This window comes from Kaistia sp. MMO-174, from assembly GCF_037147815.1.
Taxonomy (GTDB): Bacteria; Pseudomonadota; Alphaproteobacteria; order Rhizobiales; family Kaistiaceae; genus Kaistia; species Kaistia nematophila.
Map to the genome: position 1 here is coordinate 406,170 of NZ_JBBCUO010000002.1, position 26,305 is coordinate 432,474.

General features: G+C 65.9%; 22 protein-coding genes and 1 tRNA gene. 18 read left to right on the plus strand and 5 right to left on the minus strand.

All coding sequences use genetic code 11. The features are described 5' to 3' along the window. Positions 1-4 precede the first annotated feature (4 nt). Complete coding sequence (locus WFK98_RS07860) at positions 5-871, minus strand: ABC transporter substrate-binding protein (protein WP_336799838.1); 867 nt, start codon at positions 869-871, stop codon at positions 5-7. 136 nt (positions 872-1,007) lie between these two features. On the opposite strand from WFK98_RS07860, the gene WFK98_RS07865 reads away from it, so the two are divergent. From WFK98_RS07865 to WFK98_RS07875, 3 genes are read left to right on the plus strand one after another with little or no spacing between them, the layout of a single operon-like run. Continuing rightward, positions 1,008-2,918, plus strand: coding sequence for a TonB-dependent receptor plug domain-containing protein (locus WFK98_RS07865; RefSeq protein WP_277614163.1), 1,911 nt, complete (start codon positions 1,008-1,010; stop codon positions 2,916-2,918). Then, complete coding sequence (locus WFK98_RS07870; RefSeq protein WP_336799839.1) at positions 2,906-3,952, plus strand: FecCD family ABC transporter permease; 1,047 nt, start codon at positions 2,906-2,908, stop codon at positions 3,950-3,952. The genes WFK98_RS07865 and WFK98_RS07870 overlap by 13 nt, the downstream gene beginning before the upstream one ends. After that, complete coding sequence (locus tag WFK98_RS07875) at positions 3,952-4,725, plus strand: ABC transporter ATP-binding protein (RefSeq protein ID WP_336799840.1); 774 nt, start codon at positions 3,952-3,954, stop codon at positions 4,723-4,725. The genes WFK98_RS07870 and WFK98_RS07875 overlap by 1 nt, the downstream gene beginning before the upstream one ends. Before the next feature lie 22 nt (positions 4,726-4,747). Here the strand turns inward: WFK98_RS07875 and cobD are convergent, their stop codons facing one another. From cobD to WFK98_RS07890, 3 genes are all read right to left on the minus strand, one after another. Beyond that, positions 4,748-5,752 carry a threonine-phosphate decarboxylase CobD gene (gene cobD, locus WFK98_RS07880; protein WP_336799841.1) on the minus strand — a complete coding sequence of 335 codons (1,005 nt, stop codon included), beginning with the start codon at positions 5,750-5,752 and terminating at the stop codon, positions 4,748-4,750. 178 nt (positions 5,753-5,930) lie between these two features. After that, positions 5,931-6,004: transfer RNA gene (locus WFK98_RS07885), tRNA-Cys, on the minus strand. 272 nt (positions 6,005-6,276) lie between these two features. Beyond that, positions 6,277-7,143, minus strand: coding sequence for a hypothetical protein (locus tag WFK98_RS07890; protein WP_336799842.1), 867 nt, complete (start codon positions 7,141-7,143; stop codon positions 6,277-6,279). 246 nt (positions 7,144-7,389) lie between these two features. Here WFK98_RS07890 and WFK98_RS07895 point away from each other — a divergent pair, with 246 nt between their 5' ends. The 4 genes from WFK98_RS07895 to WFK98_RS07910 all read left to right on the plus strand — a co-directional run bounded on the left by WFK98_RS07895 (position 7,390) and on the right by WFK98_RS07910 (position 13,351). Continuing rightward, positions 7,390-8,058: a protein-L-isoaspartate O-methyltransferase family protein gene (locus WFK98_RS07895; protein ID WP_266337465.1), complete on the plus strand. Its 669-nt coding sequence runs from the start codon at positions 7,390-7,392 to the stop codon at positions 8,056-8,058. Between the two features lie 246 nt (positions 8,059-8,304). After that, positions 8,305-9,648: a TolC family outer membrane protein gene (locus tag WFK98_RS07900; protein ID WP_336799843.1), complete on the plus strand. Its 1,344-nt coding sequence runs from the start codon at positions 8,305-8,307 to the stop codon at positions 9,646-9,648. A 160-nt stretch (positions 9,649-9,808) separates the two neighbouring features. Then, complete coding sequence (locus WFK98_RS07905) at positions 9,809-10,426, plus strand: PopZ family protein (protein ID WP_266337468.1); 618 nt, start codon at positions 9,809-9,811, stop codon at positions 10,424-10,426. Between the two features lie 174 nt (positions 10,427-10,600). Then, complete coding sequence (locus tag WFK98_RS07910; protein WP_336799844.1) at positions 10,601-13,351, plus strand: valine--tRNA ligase; 2,751 nt, start codon at positions 10,601-10,603, stop codon at positions 13,349-13,351. A gap of 140 nt (positions 13,352-13,491) precedes the next feature. Here WFK98_RS07910 and WFK98_RS07915 read toward each other — a convergent pair whose 3' ends face one another. Then, a complete protein-coding gene (locus WFK98_RS07915) occupies positions 13,492-15,357 on the minus strand; it encodes a DEAD/DEAH box helicase (protein ID WP_266337470.1) in 1,866 nt (621 codons plus the stop codon). A gap of 168 nt (positions 15,358-15,525) precedes the next feature. Here WFK98_RS07915 and WFK98_RS07920 point away from each other — a divergent pair, with 168 nt between their 5' ends. From WFK98_RS07920 to WFK98_RS07970, 11 genes are all read left to right on the plus strand, one after another. Beyond that, positions 15,526-16,023: an FtsB family cell division protein gene (locus tag WFK98_RS07920; RefSeq protein ID WP_266337471.1), complete on the plus strand. Its 498-nt coding sequence runs from the start codon at positions 15,526-15,528 to the stop codon at positions 16,021-16,023. Positions 16,024-16,203: 180 nt separating this feature from the next. Next, complete coding sequence (gene pdhA / locus WFK98_RS07925; protein WP_266337472.1) at positions 16,204-17,262, plus strand: pyruvate dehydrogenase (acetyl-transferring) E1 component subunit alpha; 1,059 nt, start codon at positions 16,204-16,206, stop codon at positions 17,260-17,262. 15 nt (positions 17,263-17,277) lie between these two features. After that, positions 17,278-18,678, plus strand: a complete 1,401-nt coding sequence (locus WFK98_RS07930) for a pyruvate dehydrogenase complex E1 component subunit beta (protein ID WP_336799845.1) — start codon at positions 17,278-17,280, stop codon at positions 18,676-18,678. Between the two features lie 4 nt (positions 18,679-18,682). Beyond that, positions 18,683-18,979 (plus strand): DUF5076 domain-containing protein, encoded by a 297-nt coding sequence (locus tag WFK98_RS07935; RefSeq protein WP_266337474.1) that lies wholly within the window; start codon positions 18,683-18,685, stop codon positions 18,977-18,979. A 7-nt stretch (positions 18,980-18,986) separates the two neighbouring features. Continuing rightward, positions 18,987-20,348 carry a pyruvate dehydrogenase complex dihydrolipoamide acetyltransferase gene (locus tag WFK98_RS07940; RefSeq protein ID WP_336799846.1) on the plus strand — a complete coding sequence of 454 codons (1,362 nt, stop codon included), beginning with the start codon at positions 18,987-18,989 and terminating at the stop codon, positions 20,346-20,348. A 75-nt stretch (positions 20,349-20,423) separates the two neighbouring features. After that, positions 20,424-21,833 carry a dihydrolipoyl dehydrogenase gene (gene lpdA / locus WFK98_RS07945; RefSeq protein ID WP_336799847.1) on the plus strand — a complete coding sequence of 470 codons (1,410 nt, stop codon included), beginning with the start codon at positions 20,424-20,426 and terminating at the stop codon, positions 21,831-21,833. 24 nt (positions 21,834-21,857) lie between these two features. Beyond that, on the plus strand, positions 21,858-22,100 hold the full coding sequence (locus WFK98_RS07950) for a GlsB/YeaQ/YmgE family stress response membrane protein (protein ID WP_420909598.1): 243 nt from the start codon (positions 21,858-21,860) through the stop codon (positions 22,098-22,100). Positions 22,101-22,179: 79 nt separating this feature from the next. Next, complete coding sequence (locus WFK98_RS07955) at positions 22,180-22,428, plus strand: GlsB/YeaQ/YmgE family stress response membrane protein (protein WP_336799848.1); 249 nt, start codon at positions 22,180-22,182, stop codon at positions 22,426-22,428. 18 nt (positions 22,429-22,446) lie between these two features. Beyond that, positions 22,447-23,409: a lipoyl synthase gene (gene lipA / locus WFK98_RS07960; protein ID WP_266337479.1), complete on the plus strand. Its 963-nt coding sequence runs from the start codon at positions 22,447-22,449 to the stop codon at positions 23,407-23,409. 8 nt (positions 23,410-23,417) lie between these two features. Continuing rightward, the gene (locus tag WFK98_RS07965) at positions 23,418-23,885 is read left to right on the plus strand and encodes a type II toxin-antitoxin system RatA family toxin (protein ID WP_266337480.1); all 468 of its coding nucleotides are present in this window, start codon (positions 23,418-23,420) and stop codon (positions 23,883-23,885) included. Between the two features lie 224 nt (positions 23,886-24,109). Next, positions 24,110-26,299 carry a SulP family inorganic anion transporter gene (locus WFK98_RS07970; RefSeq protein WP_336799849.1) on the plus strand — a complete coding sequence of 730 codons (2,190 nt, stop codon included), beginning with the start codon at positions 24,110-24,112 and terminating at the stop codon, positions 26,297-26,299. Positions 26,300-26,305 lie beyond the last annotated feature (6 nt).

Here is a 26,305-nt window from a genome sequence, read left to right on the forward strand (position 1 = left end):
GCCGTCACGAACCGCCGCCAAGGCGCGCGCGTTCGGCCGCCAGCGTCTCGATCGCTTCGGGCAGCGACGGCCCCGCGCAGATCGTCAGCCGGCCGGGCAGGGCGATGCGCCGCTCGGGCGGATAGAGCTCGCGCAGCGCCGGATGGGCCAGCAGCGCGCTGCCCTGATCGGCGGCGACGACATGCGGGTCGGCGACGACCAGGAGATCCGGCCTGGAGGAGACGATGCGTTCGAGCGGCACGAAGCCGCCTGTCTTGCCGGCGAGCTGGCCGCCCATGTCGGCGAAGCCGGCAAGGCGCAGCAACTCGCCCGTCAGCGTGTTCTGGCCGGTGACATAGCCGCGGCGCTGGTAGACGGCGACGGTCGGCTCCCGGGCGCCGGCGGGAACGGCTGCCGCCGCCTTCGCCCGCGCGTCTACGATGCGGGCGATCAGGGCGTCGCCGCGCTCGGGGTGGCCGAGCATGGCTGCGACGTCGCGGATCTGCTGGATCGAATCGTCGACGGACTTGACCGTGTCGAGCTCGACCACCTTGAAGCCGAGGCGCTTCAGCATCGACCGCGTCTCGCGCTTGGTGAAGCGGCCGGCGAAGACGAGGTCGGGCTCGTGCTGGATCACCGTCTCCGCCACGCCGGCATCGTGCGGAAACGCCTTCGCCTGGTCGGCGAGATAGGAATAGGCCGGGTCCGTCGCATAGATCGACAGCGCCGCGATCTGCGCCGGGTCGGCGAGCGCCAGCAGCAGTTGGTCGGCGCAGGCGTTGATCGAGACGATCCGCTGTGGCGCGGGGGCGGGTGCCGATTCGGCCGGCGCGGAGCTGGAGAGTGCCCATGCGGCCACAATCAGACCGAACCTGTTGACCCATGCGCGCATGAGGTGCGCTCCCGCTTGCAGTGACATGGGTCCTCGTCTACCGCTTCTCGAGCGGGCGGCAAAGCCGCCGCGCGGGGTCCGGTACACAAACGTGACGGGCGCGACGACCAGATCGATCCAAACCGAGGTCTGCCTGATGAGTTTTCTTGAACGGCGCCGGGGGCGCGCCGCTCTTTCGCTTCTTGCTACTCTTCCCATTCTTCTGGCCGCCCATGCGGCCCGCGCCGACGATCTGGAAGAGATCGTCGTGACGGCCTATCGCAGCCCGACCGATATCACCAAGTCCGGCAGCGCGATCACGGTCATCCCGGGCGACAAGATCAACAACGCCTCGCCCGGCTCGCTGGTCGATGTCCTGCGCCAGGTGCCAGGCGTCACGGTCACCCAGTCGGGCGGCCCTGGCGGCACGACCGAAGTGAGCATCCGCGGCGCCGAGGCGGGCCATACCCTCGTCATGATCGACGGCGTCCGCGTCAACGATCCCGCCAGCGCCCGCAACAGCTTCGACTTTGCCGTCTTCTCGCCGACCGACATCGAGCGAATCGAGATCCTGCGCGGACCACAGAGCGCGCTCTATGGCTCGGATGCACTGGGCGGCGTGATCAACATCATCACCCGCAAGCGCACCGGCGCCATGTCGATGACGGTCGCGGCCGAGGGCGGCAGCTACAACACCTTCGGCGGCAACGCCGCGGCGGGCGGCAGCATCGGTCCGGTCAGCCTCTCGGTCAGCGGCACGCTGTTCGACACCAACGGCTTCTCCCGCGTCGGCGACCGCGACAATGGCGAGGCGGACGGCACCAAGAAGTTCGCCGGCACCGCGCGCACCAGCTACAATTCGGGCGAGGGGCAGGCGTTCGATTTCGGGGTCACCGCCTATCACCAGAAGTCCGAGGTCGATGGCGGCTCGGCCGCCAAGTATGACTTGCCGGGCTATGAGCGCGACCGCGATGTTCTCACCGGCTTTGCCCGCTTCAATTTCGAGGGCTACGACGGCAAGCTCAACAACCAGTTCTCGTTCTTCGGCTCCCAGACGACCAGCGCCTATATCGAGCCGAACCCGCGCTCGACCGATACGGACGGCAGCGATGTCGGCCTCGAATATCAGGGCACGCTCGACATGGGACAGGCGGGCACGTTGATCTGGGGCGCCCGCGCCGAGCAGGAGGCGGCGACGCAAAGCACGACCACCAGCGTCGCGACCGCCAGCAGCTTCGACATGGAGCGCACGCTGCTCGCCGTCTTCGCGATGCAGCAGTTCACCCTGTTCGACCGGCTGAACCTGTCGCTCGGCGGGCGCTATGACGAAGACGTCGACGGGCAGGGATTCCTGACCGGGCGCGCCACGGCGGCCTATCTGATCGACGAGACCGGCACGAAGTTTCGCGGCAGCTTCGGCAACGCCGCCAAGCGGCCGACGATGTTCCAGCTGTTCGACGGCCAATATGGCAATCCCGATCTCGTCGACGAGCAGAGCTATGGCGGCGACGTCGGCATCGATCAGGAGCTGTTCGACGGCCGGCTGACCTTCTCGGCAACCGGCTTCTACAACAACTTCACCAACCTGATCGAGTATCAGTCGAAGCTGCTGCCGGACTATCCGAAGTCGGGCTACTACAACATCAAGAGCGCCGAGACATCGGGCCTCGAACTGTCGGCCGATGCGATCCTCTGGCCATCCGTGCTGAAGGCGACGGGCTCCTACACCTATCTGCACGCCGTCAATCTTGACACTAACCTGCCGCTTTCGCGGCGGCCGGAGAATAGCGGCTCGCTGACGCTGACCTATACCGGCATCGAGGATTTCGAGTTCGGCGTCATCGCGACCTATGTCGGCGACCGCTACAACAATGACGCGAAGACGGCTGCGGCTCTGGTTCCGCTCGATGCCTACACCAAGGTTGATCTGACCGCGTCCTACAAGCTCAATCCCGAGACGACGCTCTATGCGCGGCTGGAGAACCTGACGAACGTCGAATACCAGGACGCGTTCGGCTACAACAATGCCGGCCGTTCAGGCTATGTCGGATTGAGATGGACGCATTGACCGCAGCGAGGCCGGATCTGTTGCGAGCGAGGGCTGCGAGCCGCTGGCTCGTGCCCGGCCTCGTCGCGCTCGTGATCGTCCTGTTCCTGCTGTCGCTCGGTGTCGGGCCGGTTCTGCTGTCACTCCGCGCGGTGGTGGACGGGCTGCTCGGCACCGGCGATGAGGCATCCCGCCTGATCGTCCGCGAGATCCGTCTGCCGCGCGCCATTCTGGCGGTGGCGATCGGCTTCTCGCTCGGCCTGTCCGGCGCCGCGCTGCAGGGGCTGCTGCGCAATCCGCTGGCGTCGCCGTCGCTGTTCGGCGCGCCCTCGGCCGCCGCCTTCGGAGCGGTGCTGGTCATCGCCTTCGGCGTGTTCGATGCGCTGTCGTTTTTCCTGCCGATGGCGGCGATGCTGGGCGCGCTGCTCTCGGTCGGCCTTCTGCTGCTGATTGCCGGCCCGCGCGCCAGCCTGCTCGTCATCATCCTCGCCGGTCTTGCAATTTCGAGCCTAGCGGGCGCCGCGACGTCTCTGGCGTTGAACCTGGCGCCCAATCCCTTCGCGGCGCTGGAAATCGCCTTCTGGCTGCTCGGTTCGCTGGAGGATCGCAGCATGCAGCATGTCTTCATCGCGCTGCCCTTCATCATTGCCGGCTGCATCTTGCTTTCCATCGATGGCCGTGCCTTCCGCGCCCTGACGTTGGGCGAGGACGCGGCGGCGAGCCTCGGCATAAGGCTGAACCGGGTGCGGCTGCGCGTCGTGCTCGGCGTGGCACTGGCGGTTGGCGGCGGTGTCGCGGTCGCCGGCACGATCGGCTTCGTCGGTCTCGTCGCGCCGCATCTCGTGCGCCCCTTCGTGCGCCATGACCCGGCGCGGCTGATGTGGCCGGCAGCGCTTTCCGGAGCGGCGCTGCTGACGGCGGCCGATATCCTGGTCCGCATCATTCCGGCGCAGAACGAGATCAAGGTTGGTGTGGTGACGGCGCTGATCGGCGCGCCGCTCTTCATCGTGCTCGTCTTCCGCCATCGCCGTGGGCTGACCGGGGAGGTGGCGTGATGAGCGCTCTCCTGCGCGCCGTGAACGTCGGCGCCACGCTGGGCCATCGCCCCATCCTCGGCAGTGTCGATCTGTCCGTTGCGGCCGGCGAGATGGTGGTGGTGATCGGACCGAACGGCGCCGGCAAGACCACGCTGGTGCGGCGCTTGGCAGGCCTGCTCGACGGCGATGGAGCTGTCTATCTAGGCGACCAGAAGGTCGAGGCAGTCGCGCCGCGGCTGCGGGCCCGCAAGATCGGCTATCTGCCGCAGGGCCATGTCTTCCACTGGCCGCTTTCGGTCGCCGATGTGGTGGCGCTCGGCCGCATTCCGCATGGAACCGGCGCCGGCGAACTCGGCGGCGAGGATCGCGTCGCCGTGCTGGCCGCTCTGGAGGCGACGGGCACGCTTGACCTCGCCGACCGCACGGTGACGATGCTCTCCGGCGGCGAGCGCGCCCGCGTGGCGCTGGCGCGCGTGCTGGCCGGCGAGCCGCAGATCATCCTCGCCGACGAGCCGGTGGCCGCCCTCGACGCGCGCTACCAGTTCCTCGTGCTCGATCTCCTGCGGGCCCGCGCCAAGGCGGGCGCCGCCATCGTCGCCGTCCTGCACGATCTTTCGCTGGCCGCCCGTTATGGCGATCGGATCGTCTTGATGAAGGACGGGCGGATCGCGGCGGAAGGGGCGCCGGCGGCGGTTCTAACCCACGAAAACCTGGCGGCGACCTTCGGCATCCGCGCCGCCATCGAGACCCTCGAGGGACGGCTGATCGTCACGCCGCAGGCCGCGCTCTAAACCTTCTGGTCGGGCAGCGCGTCTAGCGCAGCGCCAGTGCCTTCTCCAGCCGCGCGAGGCCGATCTCGTCGGGCACACCGAAACGGATCCGTCCCGGCTGGTCGGAGAAGATTCGGGTCCAGATGCCCTGCCGGGCGAGCGCTTCGTGCAAAGGCACCGCGCGCGGGGTGTCGACGAGGACGAATAGGTCGGTGCCGCCGACGACATCCAGGCCACTCGCCCGAAGACAGTTTTCGAGCCGCAGGCGTGTCGCCCGCAGCCGGATCCGCGTTTGCGCCTGCCAGGCAGTGTCCAGCAGGGCCCGGCATCCGAGCGTGATCGCAGGTCCCGAGACGGGCCAGTCCCCGACAAGTGCCTGCAACCGGCCCACGATGTCGTCGGGACCGACGACGAAGCCGAGCCGCAGGCCCGCCAACCCGTAGAACTTGCCGAACGAGCGCAGCACGACGATTCGTTCGCCCGCGCTTCGCGGCAGGACGCCGGGGGCCGGGTCGACGTCGCCAAAGGCCTCGTCGACGATCAGGACGCCGCCGCGCGCGGCCAGCGTCCGCGCGGTCGCGACGAGTGCATCGGCTTCGACGATCCGACCATCCGGATTGTTCGGATTGACGACGACGACGATCGGAGCGCGGCGAGAACCGTCTTCCAGCGAGGCGACGGCGCTGACCGTCCTCCCGGCCAGGCGCCAGGCCTCGGCATGGCCGGAATAGGTCGGCGACAGGATCGCGACGTCGCCGGCCGGGCAGAGGAGCGGCAGCAGCCGGAGCGCGAAGTCCGAGCCGGGCACCGCCGCGATCGCGCTGGCCGGCGGGACGCCATAGGCGCCCCGGGCGACATCGACGAGCGTGCCCAGGCCAGCCGGATCGGGCAGGCGGTGGAAGTCGGCGGGCGGGAACGCGGGGACGGGGTAGGGGTGCGGGTTGATGCCGGTCGACAGGTCGAGCCACTCCCCGACCGCGACGCCGTAGCGTTGGGAAGCCGCCGCGAGAGCGCCGCCATGGCGAGGAGCAAGGTCCGGATCGAGCATGGCCGACTTATCGCCTCGGGCGACGCGGCATGCAATCGCCGTTATCGCCCTCCTTCTCGTACGGGAAGGTCAAAAACCAACGCAGCCGTTTCAAAGCGCAGGCATGCGGGGGAAAACCGGTGTCGGGATTGCGGAGCGCTGGGGGATCAGGAGCCGTAAATTCCGCCTGATCGGAGAGTGGAGGCCTCGCCCGGAATCGAACCGGGATGCAAGGATTTGCAGTCCTCTGCGTAACCATTCCGCCACGAGGCCATCTCGCTGACAGTCCATCCGAAATCCGATTTCGAACGACCTGTCCGGCAGGCACAGCGCCAGGAAGCAAACGGGCCACCCGAGCTGCGTGTCGATCCGGAAACCAAGCTTCCGAGACCGTCTGGCGGCTTCTACAAGCTCGCGGCGGCGGCGTCTAGTCCGAACGTCGACGACGCCGTCGCAAGGCTGTGGAGGAAATCGCCGGCCGAAGCCGCCGGCGGCAGCCGGAAAGGCAGGGCGATCCGCGACCGCCCCGCCCCGCCGGAAGGCGATCAGCGCGTGACCGTCTTGCCGGTGGCGACGTCGAGCACGGCGCCGGTCTCGAGGTCGACGCGGTAGATCTCGCGCGTGACGTTGCCCGAGAAGGCAAGCTCGACGATCGAGACCGTCTTGAAGGTTGCCGGGATGCCTTCCGGGAGGATCTGGTTGAACTCATCCGCCAGTTCGCCCATCGAGGCCTGGATTTCCGGCGAGAACGTCTTGGTGCTGTAGACGAGCGTGTTGTGCGGATTGTGCGAGCGGACTTCCTCGCCGTTCTTCACCACATTGACGCCGCTGACGCCGACGGTCTTGACCAGTTCCTTGCCGGCATCCGCCATCTTGCCGAAGACAGGGCCGGTGACACGCGGCAGCGGGCCGTCGCGCAGCGGGGTGAGGGCGGCGGTGGCGGCAGTGTTGTAGGCCATCATCTGCTCGAAGCCGTCGCCTTCCTTGACGACGCCGAGATCGAGCCACCAGGGCTGGCCGGCGCCCTTGGCGGCTTCGGTGGTGTAGAACTTCTTGAGCGTGACGTTGAGCGGCTTCGGCGGCGTCGGCAACGCTTCCAGCATCTTGGCCGGCGTGGTCGGGTCGGCGTTGTGGATGTGGACGACCGTCACATGCGGGATGTTGGTGCGGATCGCCTCCGTCTCGAGGCCGAGCGTCAGCAGCCTTTCGTTCAGCATGCCGCCGAGCGAGCGGTGCAAGGTCTCGTTGACCTCGGCCGGCATCGTATAGACGAGGCCGAACGTGCGCGCGTGCGGACGAAAATCAGTCGATTCAAGTGCACTATTGTCGATCTTCGGCTCTGCAACAGCAGCCTGGATGGTGGAAAGGCTCAGGAGGGCAAATGCGGCGCCATACAGTGTCTTGCGTACCATCGTCTCTATCCTTTTTCAGATTAGCCTGATCGAACGACGGCCGTGCATCCGGGGATCTCTACGCGTCGTTTCACGGCGTCGTATGGACAGCCCATGTAACAGGACGATGATGGTCGATGGCGAGGGGGATCTGATAGCGGATCCGCGACGTGCTGCGGCGCCAGCGCCGCGCGGAATGGCTTGTCACCTTGCCGAACGCCCGGTATTGGATCGTCCATTGCCACATACGATAAAGGGTCCGGAATCATGGTCGATTTCGCCAAGGCGCGAACCACGATGGTGGACTGTCAGATTCGCACCGTCGACGTCACCGAGTACGATGTGCTCGACGCGTTCTCGGCCGTGCCGCGCGAAGTCTTCGCGCCGGATCATCTGAAGCCGCTTGCCTATATCGACGAGGATATCCTCGTGTCCGCCCCCGGCGCGACGCCGCGCTACGTCATGGAACCGGGACCGCTGGCCAAGCTGGTTCAGCTCGCCGAGGTGGGGCCTACGGATCGCGTGCTCGATATCGGTTCGACGACCGGCTACTCCGCCGCCATCCTGAGCCATCTCGCCGCCTCGGTGGTCGCGCTCGAATCGGACGAGGGTCTCGCGGCCGCCGCGCGTGAGAATCTTGCCTCTCTCGGCGTCTCGAATGTAGAGGTCGTGGTCGGCCCGATGGAAGCCGGCCTTGCCGGCAAGGCGCCCTTCGACGTGATTCTGCTGGAAGGCGCGATCGAAGTCCTGCCGCAGGCGCTGATCGACCAGATCGGCGAGGGTGGACGAATCATCGCCGTTGTCGGGGCGAACGGTCTGGCGGCGAAAGCCACGATCTATACCCGTTCCGGTGGTTCCGTCAGCGGTCGTCCCGCCTTCAACACCTCTGTCCGCACGCTGCCCGGCTTTGCCAGACCCAAGGCGTTCGTATTCTAATTCCCCTTTTAAAACAATCGGATAAGTCATAGTTGCCGCTTATTATTTTGGGCGGCAGCTGTGGCTTTCCCGTCGCACGGCGCGCATTATCGAACTGTTCGAGCCCCATGCCATTTGACCGTCACCGGGGCTCGCGTAAATTAACGATGTATTGTCCGACGGTGGACGTCCGGTAGGGGGGCGTCGCCTCGCAACGCCGAGGTTTCGAACGTGGTTTTTTCCCGGGTCTATCTGGCAACCGTAGCTATGGCTGCGGTTATCGTAGCTGCCCCCTCGGTGTATGCCGAAACTCTGACATCCGCTCTTTCGCAGACGTATAACAACAACCCCACGCTGAATGCGATGCGCGCCCAGCTGCGCGCGACCGACGAAAACGTTCCCCAGGCGCTGTCGGGCTATCGCCCTGTGCTCACGGGCAATGCCTATGTCGGTCCGTCCTATGCACGGGGTCGTTCCTCGTCTCAGCTTCCGGTCAGTTCGTCGACGACCTGGCCGCGCGGTTACAGCCTCACCATCGAACAGCCGATCTTTCGCGGATTCCGTACCCAGAACTCCGTGAAGCAGGCTGAATCGGCGGTTCTGGCCGGGCGCGAGCTTCTTCGCTCGACCGAGCAGGATGTGCTGCTGGATGCGGTTGCGGCCTACACCAACGTCCTCTACTACAAGGGCATCGTCAGCCTTCGCGAGCAGAACATCGCCTTCCTGCGCGAGCAGCAGCGCGCCGCTGCCGATCGCCTGAAGGTCGGCGAAGGCACGCGCACCGACCTCGCGCAGACCGACGCCGCCCTGAGTCAGGGGCAGACCGAATACGACGTGGCGATCGCGAACCTGAACTCGGCCAACGCGACCTATGTCCAGATCATCGGCACCGCGCCGAAGAGCCTTCAGATTCCGTCGGTCAACTCGCGCCTCCTGCCGAAGTCCGAGAGCGCCACGGTTTCCGCCGGCCAGTCGCGGCATCCGACAATCCGCGCTGCGAGCTACAACGTCGACACCGCCGCCTTCAACGTGAAGGTCATCGAGGGACAGCTGCTGCCGACCGTGTCGCTGCAGGGCCAGCTGGCGCATACGGACGATTCGTCGCTGACCGGCTCTTTCGGCGATTCGGCCACGATCACCGCGAATCTGACGGTGCCAATCTATGAAGGCGGCGTGGTCTACTCGCAGACCCGACAGGCCAAGGAAACGCTGGGCCAGTATCGCATCCAGCTCGACTCGGCCCGTGATCAGGTTCGCGCCGCCGGCGTCTCGGCCTTCGGCCAGCTCGAAGCCGCACGCGCTTCGATCACCTCGGCTCAGGAGCAGATCCGCGCCTCGCAGCTCGCTCTCGAGGGCGTGATCGAGGAGCAGAAGGTTGGTCAGCGCACCACGCTCGACGTGCTGAACCAGCAGCAGTCGCTGCTGCAGGCGCGCGAGACACTGATCCTGGCGCAGCGCACCGAAGTGGTCGCTTCCTATACGCTGATGTCGACGACGGGCTCGCTCTCGGCCGATAATCTCGGCCTCAAGGTCCAGCGCTACGAGCCGAAGCAGCACTACCAGGCTGTCCGCGATAAGTGGATCGGCTTGCGTACGCCGGACGGTCGCTAGTCGGTTCTCCAGTCGGGGAAAAGCGACCGGCCTTGTTCCGGCCGGTCGTCCTTTTCGCTACTCTGGCCCGTGAAATCGTCTGATTTTCTGGGCGATTCGCCAGGGTTCGGTGGGTTGTGGGGTAGCGATGGCCAAAGTCAGTGCGGCACAAGAGCCTTCGATGGAGGAGATCCTCGCCTCCATCCGCCGCATCATCTCCGAAGATGAGCTCGGCCTCGGCGCTTCTGCAGCCGTGGTGCCGAAGGCGCCGGATCCGGCGCCCGTGCCGTCCACGCTTCCGAGCGTTCCCGTTTCCGCCGCCGATATCGACGCGCTGTTCAGCGCTCGCGTGGCCGAGTTCGCCGCGCCACAGCCAGCGCCCGAGCTTCGGGTCGATCTGCCGCGCATCGAGCCGGAGCCTGCGCAGGCCCCGCTGAGCGAACCGCGCATGCTGCGCCCGGTTGCGCCGCCCTCCGTTTCCCATGTGCCCGCGCGCGCTCCCGAGCCGGTCCGGGCGGCCGAGCCGCCGCGCGCCACGCTCCCGGTTCGCCCCGCCGCGTCGCCCGTCGATGAATTGCCGGCCGGTGCGCCGCTGCTGTCGCCGGCCGCCGACGCGATCGTGAGTTCCGCCTTTGGCAGCCTCGCCAGCACCGTTCTCGCCGGCAATGCCCGCACGCTCGAAGATCTCGTCAAGGACATGCTGCGGCCGATGCTGAAGAGCTGGCTCGACACCAACCTGCCGCCGCTCGTCGAACGGCTGGTACGGGACGAGATCGAGCGGGTTTCGCGCGGCCGCTGAGTCGGCGCAGCCGAACGTCGTTTCGGGGGGATCGCGGTCGCCCTTCCCGAACGCAGTCCAGCTCCCTAAATGCAGGATCTGACGCAGGCGGTGCTTGGCTTCCGCCGCAGCGCGGTTGACTCACCCTCGGCCATCCGATTTACACCAGTTCAAATTCCTCATCCGGAAACGGTCATGCTCGACAAGAACTATGACGCGGCCGCGGTCGAGCCGCGCATCTATGAGACTTGGGAAGGCCAGGGTGCCTTCAAGGCCGGCGCGGGCGCGAAGCCCGGCGCCAAGCCCTTCTCCATCGTGATCCCGCCGCCGAACGTCACCGGCTCGCTGCATATGGGCCACGCGCTCAACAACACGCTGCAGGACGTTCTCGTCCGCTTCGAGCGGATGCGCGGCAAGGACGTGCTCTGGCAGGTCGGCCTCGACCATGCCGGCATTGCGACGCAGATGGTCGTCGAACGTCAGATGGCCGAGCGGCAGGAGCCGAACCGGCGCGATATCGGCCGCGACGCCTTCGTCGAGAAGGTCTGGAAGTGGAAGGCCGAATCCGGCGGCACGATCATCGGGCAGTTGAAGCGCCTCGGCGCCTCGGCCGACTGGTCGCGTGAGCGATTCACCATGGACGAGGGCCTTTCGAAGGCCGTTCTCAAGGTGTTCGTCGAGCTCTATCGCGGCGGCCTGATCTACAAGGACAAGCGCCTCGTCAACTGGGACCCGAAGCTGGAGACGGCGATCTCCGACCTCGAGGTCATCCAGGTCGAGACCAAGGGCAAGCTCTATCACTTCCGCTATCCGATCGAGGGCAAGACCTTCGATCCGGACGATGCGACCACCTACATTACCGTTGCGACCACGCGTCCGGAGACGATGCTGGGCGATACGGCGGTTGCCGTGCATCCGGAAGACGAGCGTTACCAGGCCTTCGTTGCGGCCGGAGCGCATGCGATCCTGCCGCTCGTCGGCCGGCGTATTCCGATCGTCGCCGACGAATATTCCGATCCCGAGAAGGGCTCGGGCGCAGTCAAGATCACGCCGGCGCACGACTTCAACGATTTCGAGGTCGGCAAGCGGCACAACCTGCCGATGATCTCGGTGCTCGACCGCCAGGCGAACATTATCATCGCCGGCAATGCCGATTTCCTCGCCGATCTGCCGAAGACGGCGGCGCTTTCCGACACCATCGCGGCGCTCGACGGCCTCGACCGCTTCGCGGCGCGCAACGCCGTCGTCGCGATGCTGGAAGAGCAGGGCTATCTCGCCGAGATCGAGGACCACGGCCACACCGTGCCGCATGGCGACCGTGGCGGCGTGCCGATCGAACCGTTCCTGACCGAGCAGTGGTATGTCGACGCGCATACGCTGGCGCAGCCGGCGATCGCCTCGGTTCGCGAGGGCCGCACCGACTTCGTGCCCAAGAACTGGGAAAAGACCTACTTCGAGTGGATGGAAAACATCCAGCCCTGGTGCATCTCGCGCCAGCTTTGGTGGGGCCATCAGATCCCGGCCTGGTACGGCCCGGACGGCAAGGTCTTCGTCGCCTATGACGAGGCCGAGGCGGCGTCGTTCGCAACCGCGCATTATGGCTCGACAGTTGCGTTGACGCGCGACGAGGACGTGCTCGACACCTGGTTCTCGTCGGCGCTGTGGCCTTTCTCGACGCTCGGCTGGCCGGACGAAACCAACGAACTCGCCCGCTATTATCCGACCAGCGTGCTGATCACCGGTTTCGACATCATCTTCTTCTGGGTCGCCCGGATGATGATGATGGGCCTGCACTTCATGAAGGACGAGAACGGCACGCCGGTCGAGCCCTTCAAGGACGTCTACATCCACGCCCTCGTCCGCGACGAGAAGGGCGCCAAGATGTCGAAGTCGAAGGGCAACGTCATCGATCCGCTGACGCTGATCGACGAATACGGCGCCGACGCGCTCCGCTTCACGCTGACCGCCATGGCGGCGCAGGGGCGCGATATCAAGCTGGCGACCTCGCGCGTCGAGGGCTATCGCAACTTCGCGACCAAGCTCTGGAACGCTTCGCGCTTCGCCGAGATGAACGGCGCGACGCGCGTTGCCGGCTTCGAGCCCTCGACGGCCAAGGAGCGGCTGAACCGCTGGATCGCCACCGAGACGACGCGCACCGCGCGCGCCGTCACCGAGGCGCTCGAGGCCTATCGCTTCAACGACGCCGCCAACGCGCTCTACCGCTTCGTCTGGAACTCGTTCTGCGACTGGTATCTCGAGCTGGTCAAGCCGGTGCTGAACGGCGAGGACGAGGCCGCCAAGGCCGAGACCCGCGCCACGATCGGCTGGACGCTCGACCGCATCGTCACGCTGTTGCACCCGTTCATGCCCTTCATCACTGAAGAGCTCTGGGACCGCACGGTGGACGAGGGATCCAGCCGCGACCAGCTCCTGGTCCTGACCGAATGGCCGTCGCTCGATTTCGAGGACGAGGCGGCCGCGGCCGAGATCAACTGGCTCGTCGACCTCATCTCGTCGGTCCGCTCGGTCCGCTCCGAGATCAACGTGCCGCCAGGCGCCATGGTGCCGCTGATCATCGTCGGGGCCTCGGCCGAGACGTCGACCCGTCTCGCCACACATGACGCGCTGATCAAGCGTCTCGCCCGCGCGTCGGAGATCACCGCCGCCGACGCGGCGCCGAAGGGCGCCGTGCAGACCGTGCTTGGCGAAGCGACGATCGCGCTGCCGCTCGCCGGCGTCATCGATCTCGATGCCGAACGCGGCCGCCTCGGCAAGGAGCTCGACAAGGCCGCCAAGGAGATCGCCAAGATCGAGGCAAAGCTCGGCAACGAGAACTTCGTTTCGCGCGCGCCGGAAGAGGTGATCGAGGAGCAGCGCGAGCGTCTCGCCGAGGCGCAGGAGCTGACGGCGAAGATCAAGGCCGCCCTGGAGCGCCTGAAGGACTGATCCGTTCCGCCGAACCGAACTGAAAAGGCCCCGCTCGTCCGCGAGCGGGGCCTTTTCTTTACGAGGATCGCCCCCGCCGAAAAAAAAGAAGCCCGCGACGATGTCGCGGGCTTCCTTGTATTCAACTATGTCGGGCCGGCTCAGCCTTCGGCGCGGTCGCGCTTCTTGCCGCCGGCCTTGAAGCCGCCCTTGAAACCGGGCTTGCCACCCGGCTTGAAGCCGCCGCGCGGCTTGCCGGGGCCGTCGCCACGGGGCGGACGCTTGCCGCCGCCGCCCGCCGGGGCGCCATCGGCCGGCTCGATGCGGATCTCTTCCTCGCCGCCACGACGCAGCGCGACAGTGAATCTCTCAGCCGCCTCGGCGACGATCTCGAAGCGCGTATCGCGCTCGAAGATCTTGATCGCGCCGATCTCGTTCTTGGTGACGTGGCCACGACGGCAGATCAGCGGCAGCAGCCACTTGGGATCGGCGTTCTTCTGGTGGCCGACGCTCATGCGGAACCAGACCATGTCCTGCTGCGGGCGCTCGGGCCGGCCGCCCTGGCTGCCGGGGCCGCCTTCGGGCCAGCCGCCGTCGCGCTCGCGCGGCGGGCGCGGACCACGCTCGCGCGGTGCGTCGCCATAGCGTTCCTCCCGCTCGTGCCGGCGCGGCTTGCCTTCCCGGCCTTCGCGCGGCGGACGACGCTCCTGCTGCGGGCCGGGATCGAACAGATCTTCCGGTGCCGCCAGGCGGGCGCGGTGCATGCGGATGAGCGCGCCGGCGATCTCCTCGGCCGAGCGCTGGCCGACCAGCTCGCGCACCAGAACCGCATCCTCCTCGGACGGTGGCTCGACGCGCAGCACGCTTTCGAGCAGCCGCTCGTGGTCCTTGGCGCGGATCTCGTCGGCCGAAGGCGCGGCGGTCCAGTAGGCGTCGACGCCGGCGGCGTTGATCAGGCGGAGCGCCTTCGAGCGATTCGTGTAGGGCACGAGCATCGCCGAGACGCCCTTGCGGCCGGCGCGGCCAGTGCGGCCCGAACGATGCAGCAGCACGGCGGGGCCGGTCGGCAACTCGGCGTGAATGACCAGGCCGAGATCGGGCAGGTCGAGGCCGCGGGCGGCGACGTCGGTCGCGACGCAGACGCGTGCCCGGCCGTCGCGCAGCGCCTGCAGCGCATGCATGCGCTCGGTCTGGCTCAGCTCACCCGAAAGGGCGACAACCTGGAAGCCACGCTCCTGCAGGCCGGCATGAACGCGCTTCACCGATTCGCGCGTCGAGCAGAAGACGAGGGCGGCGGGCTGGTCATAGAAGCGCAGCACGTTGACGACGGCGAGGTCGATTTCGTTCGGAGCGACGCGGAAGGCGCGATATTCGATGTCGCCATGCGGCTGGCTCTGGTCGATCGTGTCGATGCGCATGGCGTCGCGCTGATACTGGCGCGCCAGGCGGACGATCTCGCGCGGCAGGGTCGCGGAGAAGAGCAGGGTGCGGCGCTCCTGCGGCGCGGCGTCGAGGATGAGCTCGAGATCCTCGCGGAAGCCGAGATCGAGCATCTCGTCCGCCTCGTCGAGCACGACGACCTTGAGCTTGGAGATGTCGAGGCGGCCGCGTTCCAGATGGTCGCGCAGGCGGCCGGGCGTGCCGACAACGATATGCGCGCCCATGTCCAGCGCGCGTGCTTCGCGACGAACATCCATGCCGCCGACGCAGGAGGCGATCTTCACGCCCGTCTCGCCATAGAGCCAGGCGAGTTCGCGCTGCACCTGAAGCGCGAGTTCACGCGTCGGGGCGATGACGAGCGCCAGCGGCTCGTTCGCCGCGCCGAAGCGCTCTTCCGTGCCGAGCAGAGTGGTTGCGAAGGCAAGGCCATAAGCGACTGTCTTGCCCGAGCCGGTCTGGGCCGAGACGAGCAGGTCGCTCTCGCCGACCTGCGGCTCGACGACGGCCGCCTGGACCGGGGTGAGGGACTGATAGCCTTTTTCCGCGATGGCGCGGGCGAGGGCCGGATTCTGGACGAGCGAAACCATAAGGAACGGAAGCCTGAAATTGGAGAAGCATTCCGGGCCGCGACCGGTTGGATCGCGAGCGGTGAAGGGTCATGCGGAATGCGAGTTGGCCCTCCCATACTCTGAGTGGGGCCAATAGCCAAGGATTCTCTATGGCAGGGACGGTTCTAGGAGGGGGCGCTTCAACGCATGGCTGCGATAGGGAAGGGCGTTTCGGCGTGGGATCCGCCGGAAGAAAGCGGTGCGTATCCCGCCTCGACCTCTTTTTCCTCCCGTCGCAGACGCGGCGACCATGGACGGAAACCCGGCGTTAATCGTCTTGCGCCATGCTTTATTCATCATGTTGCACCGCGTTCAGATCCTCGCATGACGACCAAACAGCGCAAGCATTCGAAGCTCCGGCGACTCATTCTGCCGCTCGGCTCGCTCGCCGTGATGGGCTACTTCGCCTATCATTCCTTCAACGGCGATTACGGCATCTGGTCACGCGAGCGCATGGAGCGCGAAGCCATTGGCCTCGAAAAGGAATTGGCGGAAATGAAGGCGGAGCGGCTGTCGCTGGCGGCGCGCGCGCAGCTCCTCCGGCCGGAGAGCCTTGATCCCGACATGATCGACGAGAGGGCCCGTGCCAAGCTCAATGTCGTCCAGGCGGACGAATTGGTGATCGGGATTGCTGCATCGCAATAGACCCCGCAGCATTGAAGCGGTGGCTAAATATGCGATGAACCAAATTTCAGTTCATTAGGATTTTGGTAGTCAAGTCATGTAGTTGGCGCATGGCTCCGATGCTTGGCGTGCATCTTGGAATGCCAATCGGCTTCGGCTAACGTCCCGCATCAGTTTGGGACACGCCCCGGAGAACAAGGCATGGCCGTAGCCAAAGCGAAAGTCGGCAGCAAATCTGCGCCGGCCGCCGGACGGAAGACTGCAGCGGTAAAGTCGGCGAAGCCGGCGCCTGCAGATAATTTCTCCAAGGAGCAGGAACTTTTCGCCTACCGCGAAATGCTCCTTATCCGCCGCTTCGAGGAAAAGGCCGGCCAGATGTATGGCATGGGCCTCATCGGCGGCTTCTGTCACCTCTATATCGGCCAGGAAGCTGTCGTCGTCGGCATGCAGATGGCGATTCGGACGGGTGAAGATCAGACCATCACCGGATATCGCGATCACGGCCACATGCTCGTCGCGGGCATGGACGCGAATGGCGTGATGGCGGAGCTGACCGGCCGGCGCGGCGGATATTCGCGCGGCAAGGGCGGCTCGATGCACATGTTCTCGATTGAGAAGCAGTTCTTCGGCGGCCACGGCATCGTCGGCGGCCAGGTATCGCTCGGCACCGGCCTCGCCTTCGCCAACCGCTACCGCAAGAACGACAATGTCTGCCTGACCTATTTCGGCGACGGCGCCGCGAACCAGGGCCAGGTCTACGAGAGCTTCAACATGGCGCAGCTCTGGAAGCTGCCCGTCGTCTACATCATCGAGAACAACCGCTACGCCATGGGCACGTCCGTGTCGCGCTCCTCTGCGCAGACCGACTTCTCCCGTCGCGGTCTCTCCTTCGGCATCCCTGGCGAGAAGGTGGACGGCATGGACGTCCGCGCCGTCAAGGCCGCCGGCGACAAAGCCGTCGCCTGGTGCCGCGCCGGCAAGGGCCCCTATATCCTCGAGATGGAAACCTACCGCTATCGCGGCCACTCCATGTCCGACCCGGCCAAGTACCGGTCGAAGGACGAAGTCCAGAAGATGCGCAACGAGCACGATCCGATCGAGCAGGTGCGTTCGCGCCTGCTGGAGAAGGGCTGGGCGACCGAGGACGAGCTGAAGAAGCTCGACGCCGAGGTGCGTGACATCGTCAACAACGCGGCGGAATTCGCCCAGAACGATCCGGAGCCGGATGCATCCGAGCTCTGGACGGACATCGTGAAGTAAGGTCGGGAGACAGCCATGCCCATCGATATTCTGATGCCGGCCCTCTCGCCGACCATGGAGGAGGGTACGCTCTCCAAATGGCTCAAGAAGGAAGGCGACAAGGTCAAGTCCGGTGATGTGATCGCCGAGATCGAGACCGACAAGGCGACGATGGAAGTCGAAGCCATCGACGAAGGCACGATCGCCAAGCTTCTGGTGCCGGAAGGCACCGAGAACGTGAAGGTGAACACGCCGATCGCCGTGATCGCCGCCGACGGCGAGGACGTTTCGGCCGCCGCCAGCGCCCAGCCGGCGCCGCAGCCTGTCGCTGCGCCTACCGCCGAGGCTCCCGCTGCCGCCCCGGCTCCGGCCGCCGCGCCTGCGCCTGCGCCTGTCGCCGCCGCGCCGATCGCTGTCCAGGTCGCAGCCGACCCGGCCATCCCCGCCGGCACCACCTTCGTCTCGACCACGGTCCGCGAAGCGCTGCGCGACGCGATGGCCGAGGAAATGCGCCGCGACGCCGACGTCTTCGTCATGGGCGAGGAAGTCGCCGAGTACCAGGGCGCCTACAAGATCACGCAGGGCCTGTTGCAGGAATTCGGCGACGACCGCGTCATCGACACCCCCATCACCGAGCACGGCTTCGCCGGCCTCGCGACGGGTGCGGCGCTCGCCGGCCTGAAGCCGATCGTCGAGTTCATGACGTTCAACTTCGCCATGCAGGCGATCGACCAGATCATCAACTCGGCCGCCAAGACGCTCTACATGTCGGGCGGCCAGCTCGGCGCGCAGATGGTGTTCCGTGGCCCGAACGGCGCCGCGGCCCGCGTCGCGGCCCAGCACAGCCAGGATTATTCGTCCTGGTACAGCCACATCCCGGGCCTCAAGGTCATCGTCCCCTACACGGCGGCCGACGCCAAGGGCTTGCTCAAGGCGGCGATCCGCGATCCGAACCCGGTGATCTTCCTCGAGAACGAGATCCTCTACGGTCACTCGTTCGACGTGCCGCAGCTGGATGACTTCGTCCTGCCGATCGGCAAGGCGCGCATCCACAAGACAGGCAAGGACGTGACGATCGTCTCGTTCGGTATCGGCATGACCTATGCGACCAAGGCCGTGGCCGAGCTCGCCGAGCAGGGCATCGACGCCGAGCTGATCGACCTCAGGACGCTCCGTCCGCTCGACATCGACACGGTCATCGAGTCGGTCAAGAAGACCGGCCGCTGCGTGACGGTGGAAGAGGGCTGGCCGCAGAACTCGATTGGTTCGCACATCGCGTCCGAGCTGATGGAAAAGGCGTTCGATTTCCTCGACGCGCCGGTTCTCAAGGTCACCGGCAAGGACGTTCCGATGCCCTACGCCGCGAACCTCGAGAAGCTCGCGCTGCCGAACGTCGGCGAAGTGATCGCGGCCGTCAAAGCCGTAACGTACCGGTAGCGTCATGGCCGGTCACAAACGCGAGCTGGAAATCCCGCCCGGCGCCCTGGAATCGGAAGATGCGGCGGAGGTGTTCCGCGCCTGGATCGTCGACAAGGGGCTGGATGTCAGCTTCCGCACGGCCTTTGACAGCCCGTCTACTTGGGGCATCCTGCTGGTCGACATAGCTCGTCACGTGGCGCACGGCTTTGCCAGGGACGGCGTCTGCTCGGAAGAGCAGGCGCTGGAACAGATCAAGGCCATGTTCGACGCGGAATGGGACCGTCCGACCGATCTGGGCACGACAGACACACGCCAATAGGTGCTTTATGCCGATCAATATTCTGATGCCCGCGCTTTCGCCGACCATGGAAGAGGGCAACCTCGCCAAGTGGAACGTGAAGGTTGGCGACAAGGTCAAGTCGGGCGACGTCATCGCCGAGATCGAGACCGACAAGGCGACGATGGAAGTCGAATCCATCGATGAAGGCACCGTTGGCCAGCTTCTCGTGCCGGAAGGCGCGCAGGGCGTGAAGGTCAATGCGCTGATCGCCGTGCTGCTCGCCGATGGCGAGGATGCGAGCGCCATCGGCGCCGCGCCTGCCGCCGCTCCGGCGCCCGCGGCTGCTCCGGCCGCTGCCGCGGTTCCGGCTGCTGCGCCTGCGGTCGCTCCGGCTCCCGCCGCTGCGCCGGCGCCTGCTGCCGCACCGGCCCCGGCGGCTGTTCCTGCCGCCGCTTCGGGCGAGCGCGTGTTCGCCTCGCCGTTGGCGCGCCGCATCGCCAAGGAAGCCGGTATCGATATCGCCAAGGTTGCCGGCACCGGTCCGCATGGCCGTGTCGTCCAGGCCGACGTCGAGGCAGCCAAGAAGGGCGGCGCCGCCAAGGCTGCGCCGGCTTCTGCCGCCGTGGCTCCGGCGGCTGCCGCCCCGGCGGCTCCCGCTCACGCCGGACCGACCGACGCGCAGACGCTCAAGCTCTTCGCCGAAGGCTCCTACGATCTCGTGCCGCATGACAACATGCGCAAGACGATCGCCCGCCGCCTGACGGAATCGAAGCAGAACGTCCCGCACTTCTACGTCACCGTCGATTGCGATCTCGACGCGCTGCTGGCGCTGCGCGAGCAGATCAACGGCGCCGCGCCGAAGGATGCCGACGGCAAGCCCGGCTACAAGGTCTCCGTCAACGACATGGTCATCAAGGCCATGGCGCTGGCGCTGAAGAAGGTTCCGGGCGCCAACGCCTCCTGGACCGATGGCGGCATGCTCGTCCACAAGGTCGTCGATGTCGGCGTCGCCGTCTCGATCCCCGGTGGCCTGATCACGCCGGTCGTGCGCAACGCCGACCAGAAGTCGCTGTCCACCATCTCGAACGAGATGAAGGATCTGGCGAAGCGGGCGCGCGATCGCAAGCTGAAGCCCGAAGAATACCAGGGCGGCACCACCTCGGTCTCCAACCTCGGCATGTTCGGCGTCAAGGATTTCGCGGCGATCATCAACCCGCCCCATGCGACGATCCTGGCGGTCGGCGCGGGTATCCAGCAGCCGGTCGTGCGCAATGGCGAGATCAAGGTCGCGACCGTCATGTCGGTCACGCTCTCGACCGACCACCGCGTCGTCGACGGCGCGCTCGGGGCCGAGCTTCTGCAGGCCTTCAAGGGCTACATCGAGAAGCCCATGGCGATGCTGGTCTAGCCAACACCGTCGTTCCGGCTCCCTTCTCCAGGCGGGAAGGGGGCCGCAAGACCTTCAACGCGCAGCGAGACGAACATGGCCTACGACGTCATCATCATCGGATCCGGCCCGGGCGGCTATGTCGCCGCCATCCGCGCAGCCCAGCTCGGCCTCAAGACGGCCGTTGTCGAGAAGAGCCATCTGGGCGGCATCTGCCTGAACTGGGGCTGCATCCCGACCAAGGCGCTGCTGCGCTCGGCCGAGGTCTACCACTATTTCGAGCACGCCTCCGACTACGGCCTCTCGGCCGACAAGGTCGGCTACGACATGGCCGCCATCACCAAGCGTTCGCGCGGCGTCGCCGGCCAGCTGAACCAGGGCGTCACCGGCCTGCTGAAAAAGAACAAGGTCGACGTCATCTGGGGTACGGCCGAAATCACGGCTCCCGGCAAGATCAGCGTCAAGGCGGCCGAGAACCCGCCGAAGAACGCGCTGGGTGGCGGTGACTACGAGGCCAAGAACATCATCGTCGCGACGGGCGCCCGTCCGCGCGCGCTGCCGGGCATCGAGCCGGACAAGAAGCAGATCTGGACCTATTTCGAGGCCATGGTGCCCGACAGCCTGCCGAAGTCGCTGCTGGTCATGGGCTCCGGCGCGATCGGCATCGAGTTCGCCTCGTTCTATCGCACCATGGGCTCCGACGTGACCGTGGTTGAGGTGCTGCCGCAGATCCTGCCCGTCGAGGACGAGGAAATCGCGGCGCATGCCCGCAAGCGCTTCGAGAAGCAGGGCATCAAGATCCTGACCGGCGCCAAGGTGACCAAGGTTACCAAGACGGCCAATTCCGTTACCGCCACGATCGAGACGGCGGACGGCAAGACGCAGGACATCACCACCGAAAAGATGATCTCGGCGGTCGGAGTCGTCGGCAACATCGAGGGCCTCGGCCTCGAGAAGCTCGGCGTCAAGACGGACCGCGGCTGCGTCGTCATCGACGGCATCGGCAAGACCAATGTCCCCGGCATCTGGGCGATCGGCGACGTCGCCGGCCCGCCGATGCTGGCGCACAAGGCGGAGCACGAGGGCGTCATCGCCGTCGAGGCCATCGCCGGCCTGCATCCGCACCTGATGGACAAGGCCAAGATCCCGGGCTGCACCTACTGCAACCCGCAGATCGCGTCGGTCGGCTTGACCGAGAAGAAGGCGAAGGAAGCCGGCTACGACGTGCGCGTCGGCAAGTTTCCCTTCATTGGCAACGGCAAGGCGATCGCGCTCGGCGAGCCCGAGGGCCTGGTCAAGACTGTCTTCGACAAGAAGACCGGCCAGTTGCTCGGCGCCCATCTCGTCGGCGCGGAAGTGACCGAGCTGATCCAGGGCTTCGTCATCGCCATGAACCTCGAAACCACCGAGGAAGAGCTGATTTACGCCGTGTTCCCGCATCCGACCCTGTCGGAGACGATGCACGAGAGCGTGCTGGCGGCGTATGGCCGGGCGATCCACATCTAGGCACGCGGCGCGATGGACCCTCAAATGAAGGCGATCCTGATCTGGGTCGCCATCGGCCTGATCGCCGGCTGGCTCGCCAGCATCGTCGTCGGAGGCGGCGGCTTCATCCGCAACATCATCACGGGGCTGATCGGGGCCGTGGTGGGCGGGTTCCTCGTCCGCTACTTCAACATCCCGGTCGATCTCGGCAACGAGTTCGTCAACCAGATCGTGATCGCGGCGGTTGGCGCGGTCATCGTCGTCGGAATCGCCAAACTGATTGCATGACGGCCATGCGCGACACAAAGCTGGTGTTGCGCATGGACTTCCACCATATGTTCTGAAACAGGAACGGCCAGGGCTCAGCATGAACGGTGTCGGCATCTTTGCGACGATCTTGATCGGCATTCTCGCCGGCTGGATCGCGTCCCGTGTCATGGAGCGCCGCCAAGGCCTGATCATCAACCTGATCGTCGGTCTCGTCGGCGCCTGGATCGGCGCCGCGCTGGCCGGGGCTTTCAACATCCATTTTGCTGGCTTCGTCGGCAGCCTCGTCGTCTCGACGGTTGGCGCGATCGTTCTCCTGTTCCTGCTCAGCCTCCTACGCCGCGCGTAAGGGAAGATCGGAGTTTCCATGGTCGTCGTTCTGGATACCCGTCCCGGCAAGGACCTTCGCCCTCGCCACCCGGAAAAGGCCAACCGGCCGGAAACGCCGCTGCTGCGCAAGCCCGAATGGATCCGTGTTCGCGCGCCGGGGTCGCCCGTCTACCGCGAGACCCAGGATATCGTGAAGAAGAACGGCCTCGTGACGGTCTGCGAGGAGGCCGGCTGCCCGAATATCGGTGAGTGCTGGTCGAAAAAGCACGCCACCTTCATGATCATGGGCGACACCTGCACGCGCGCTTGTGCCTTCTGCAACGTTCGCACCGGCATGCCCGAGGCGCTTGATCGCGCCGAGCCGGAGAAGGTCGCCGAGGCGGTCGCCAAGCTCGGCCTTCAGCATGTCGTCATCACCTCGGTCGATCGCGACGATCTCGCCGATGGCGGCGCGCAGCATTTCGCCGACGTGATCTATGCCATTCGCCGCGCCGCGCCCGGCACGACGATCGAGATCCTGACGCCCGACTTCCTCCGCAAGCCCGGCGCGCTGGAAGTCGTCGTCGAGGCCCGTCCGGATGTCTTCAACCACAATCTCGAGACCGTGCCGTCGAAGTACCTGAAGGTTCGGCCCGGCGCCCGGTATTTCCACTCGCTCCGCCTGCTGCAGCGGGTGAAGGAACTCGATCCCAACATGTTCACCAAGTCCGGCATCATGGTCGGCCTCGGCGAGGAGCGGAACGAGATCCTGCAGCTGATGGACGATCTGCGCGTCGCCGAGGTCGATTTCATGACCATCGGCCAGTATCTGCAGCCGAGCCGCAAGCATCACCCGGTCATCCGCTTCGTCACGCCGGAGGAGTTCAAGTCCTTCGAGACGATCGCCTATGCCAAGGGCTTCCTGATGGTTTCGTCGAGCCCGCTGACGCGGTCCTCGCATCATGCTGGCGAGGATTTCGATCGTCTGCGTGCGGCCCGTCGGGCGCAGCACCAGGGCTGAGGTCGACGATGCCGAGCTTTGCGACCGAACGACGTGTCGGTCACTCCGCCGAGGAGATGTTCGCGCTCGTCGCGGATGTCGAGAAGTATCCGCAGTTCGTTCCGCTCTGCGAGCGGCTTGTCATCCGCGGCCGCAAGCCGGATGGCGCCCGCGAGGTGCTGATCGCCGACATGACGGTCGCCTACAAGATCGTCCGCGAGACCTTCACCACCAAGGTGGTGCTCGACCGCGATGCTGGCACGATCCGGGCCGAATATCTCGACGGTCCGTTCAAGCATCTCGACAATCTGTGGACCTTCGCCGCGCTCGACGGCGGCCACAGCAACATCAGCTTCACGATCGACTACGAGTTTCGTTCGCGCACGCTTTCGGCACTGATGGGCACCGTCTTCGACAAGGCGTTCCGCAAGTTCGCCGACGCCTTCGAAAAGCGCGCCGACGCGATCTACGGGGCGGCAGTGCTGCCTTCCGCCTAGAGCGTTTTCGAGCGAAGTGGATAGCGGTTCGCGTGAAGACAACGCGACCCGACAAAGAGCTAGAGTCATTCCGTTTTTCCATGAAACACGGAATGACCCAGCGGCCCGATGGACCGGCCTCGGGCAGGCGCAAAGCTTTTGCGCGAGCTTACGTGCACGTCATTGACTTGCCCGGATTTGTCCCAGACAAATTCAGCCGTGCTCGTCCTCCGGTCCGAAGCCAAATGAATCAGTCATCCTCCGGTCGTTTCGTCTCGGTGCTTGTCGCCGGAATCGTGTGTGGGTTTCTGGCGGTTGTCGTGACGATCGGCCATGGCAGCCTGCTGTTCTCAGGTGAGCTGCAGGGCTTGATGCCGATAGCCCTCGGGCTGGCGCTCTTCTCGACGACGGTGATGACGATCTTCGCCGTGCTGGGCGGTTCGAAGAGCGACATCATCCCGATCGCCCAGGAGATTCCCATCGTCGCCATGGTCTCGATCGTCTCGGCGGTTGCCGCGGCGATCGATCCCACCGTCTCGGGCGAGGCAAGGGCGGCGACGATCTTCGCGGCCGTGGCGGTGACCACGATGGCGACGGCGCTTGTGACGCTCATCCTGGGCTATTGCCGGCTTGGCGGCCTGATCCGCTTTGCGCCCTATCCGGTCATCGCCGGGTTTCTCACCGGTACCGGCTGGCTGATCCTGCTCGGCGGCATCAGCGTCACCACCAATCAGACGCCTTCCTTTTCGCTGCTGCCGCAACTTCTGCAACCGCCGCTGATGCTGCAGTTCGGGCTGATGATCGCGCTCGTCGTCGTGCTGTTCGCGACCGAACGGTTGTTCAAGAACGTCTTCGCCGTGCCGGCCGTGCTGCTCGCGGTGCTCGTCATCTTCAATCTTGTCGTCTTGGCGCGCGGCGAGGGCTACGAGCCGTTCCGGGCGGCCGGCTGGCTGATCCGAATGCCGGAGGCCGGAAAGTTCTGGCCACCGGTCCGGCTCTCCGCTCTGGCTTCGGTCGATTGGTACGCCGTCCTCCACGGCATGATCACGCTGCCGATCATGATCGTCATCACCATCGTTGCTCTCCTGATGAATACGACCGGGATTGAACTCCATGCCGACCGCGACATGGATCTCAATCAGGAGATGCGCTCCAACGGTCTGATGAATCTTCTTGTCGGCCTCGGCGGCGGCTTGCCCGGTTATTCCTCGGTCTCGCTGACCTTGATCATCCACCAGCTCAACGCGGTCAGCCGCTGGGTCGGCGTCATCGTCGTGGTGATGATGCTTTCGGCGCTGTGGTTCGGTAGCGTCCTCATAGCCGCCGTGCCGGCGCTGCTGCTCGGCGCTGTGCTGGTCTGGGTCGGCGGGTCTCTCATGTATGACTGGCTCGTGCGCGCCCGGCGGCGGCTCGACCCGTTCGAATATGCCGTGATCCTCCTGATCGCGCTCGTCATCGTGCTGGTCAGCTTTCCCGTCGGCATCCTGGTCGGCCTGATCGCGGCGATCTTCCTGTTCGCCTTCCAGTATGGCCGGGTCGATATCGTCCGCCACGAGCTGACGGGCGCCGACTGGCACACCAGCGGGCAGGTATCCGGCGAGCGGCAGCAATTGCTGCGCCAGCATGGCGCGGGCATCGTGATTGTCCGCCTGCAGGGCTTCCTGTTCTTCGGCACCGCCGATCGGTTGCGCAAACGGGTCCAGGGCCGGATGGAGGACGGCGGCCGTTTCCTCCTTATCGACTTCCACCGCGTTTCCGGCATGGATTCCTCGGCCGTCCAGAGCTTCATCCGCCTGAGCCAGGTGGCCTCGAAGCGCGAGTTCACCGTCATCCTGACCGGCGTTTCGGAACGGCTGCGACAAGCGTTGATCCGCAACGGCCTCGCCATCGGGGCAGGCAGCTCCGTTCGAATCGAGCCAGATCTGGAAAGAGGGCTGCGCTGGAGCGAGGACGCCTTGCTGTCGGAGCTGGGAGCCGTTCTGGTCCCCGCCGAAGGCTGGACACTCCACAGTCTGCTGCGCGCCTTCCTCAAACGGGATACGCTCGCGACGACGATCGGCGCCTATTGCCAGAAGCTCGACATTGCGGAGGGGGATCCGCTGATCGTGCAGGGCGGGGCGTCGAGCGACATCTTCTTCATCGAATCCGGCACCGCCACGGTCGAAATGGCCGGCGATGGTGGCATCTCGGTATCGCTGGCGACGGTCGGTCCGGGGGACGCCGTGGGCGAGATCTCTTTTTATCTGCACGAGCCGCGCACGGCGTCGATCGTGGCGCGAAATGCCCTCGTCGCTTGGCGCTTCTCCCGCGAGGATCTCGAGCGTCTGGCGTCCGATCTTCCCGAGGCCGCGGTCGGCTTCCACACGGCCATGGCGGCGCTGTTGTCGCGCCGGCTCGCCGTCACCAACCGCCTGGTCGGCTTCCTCGCGGACTAACCCGCC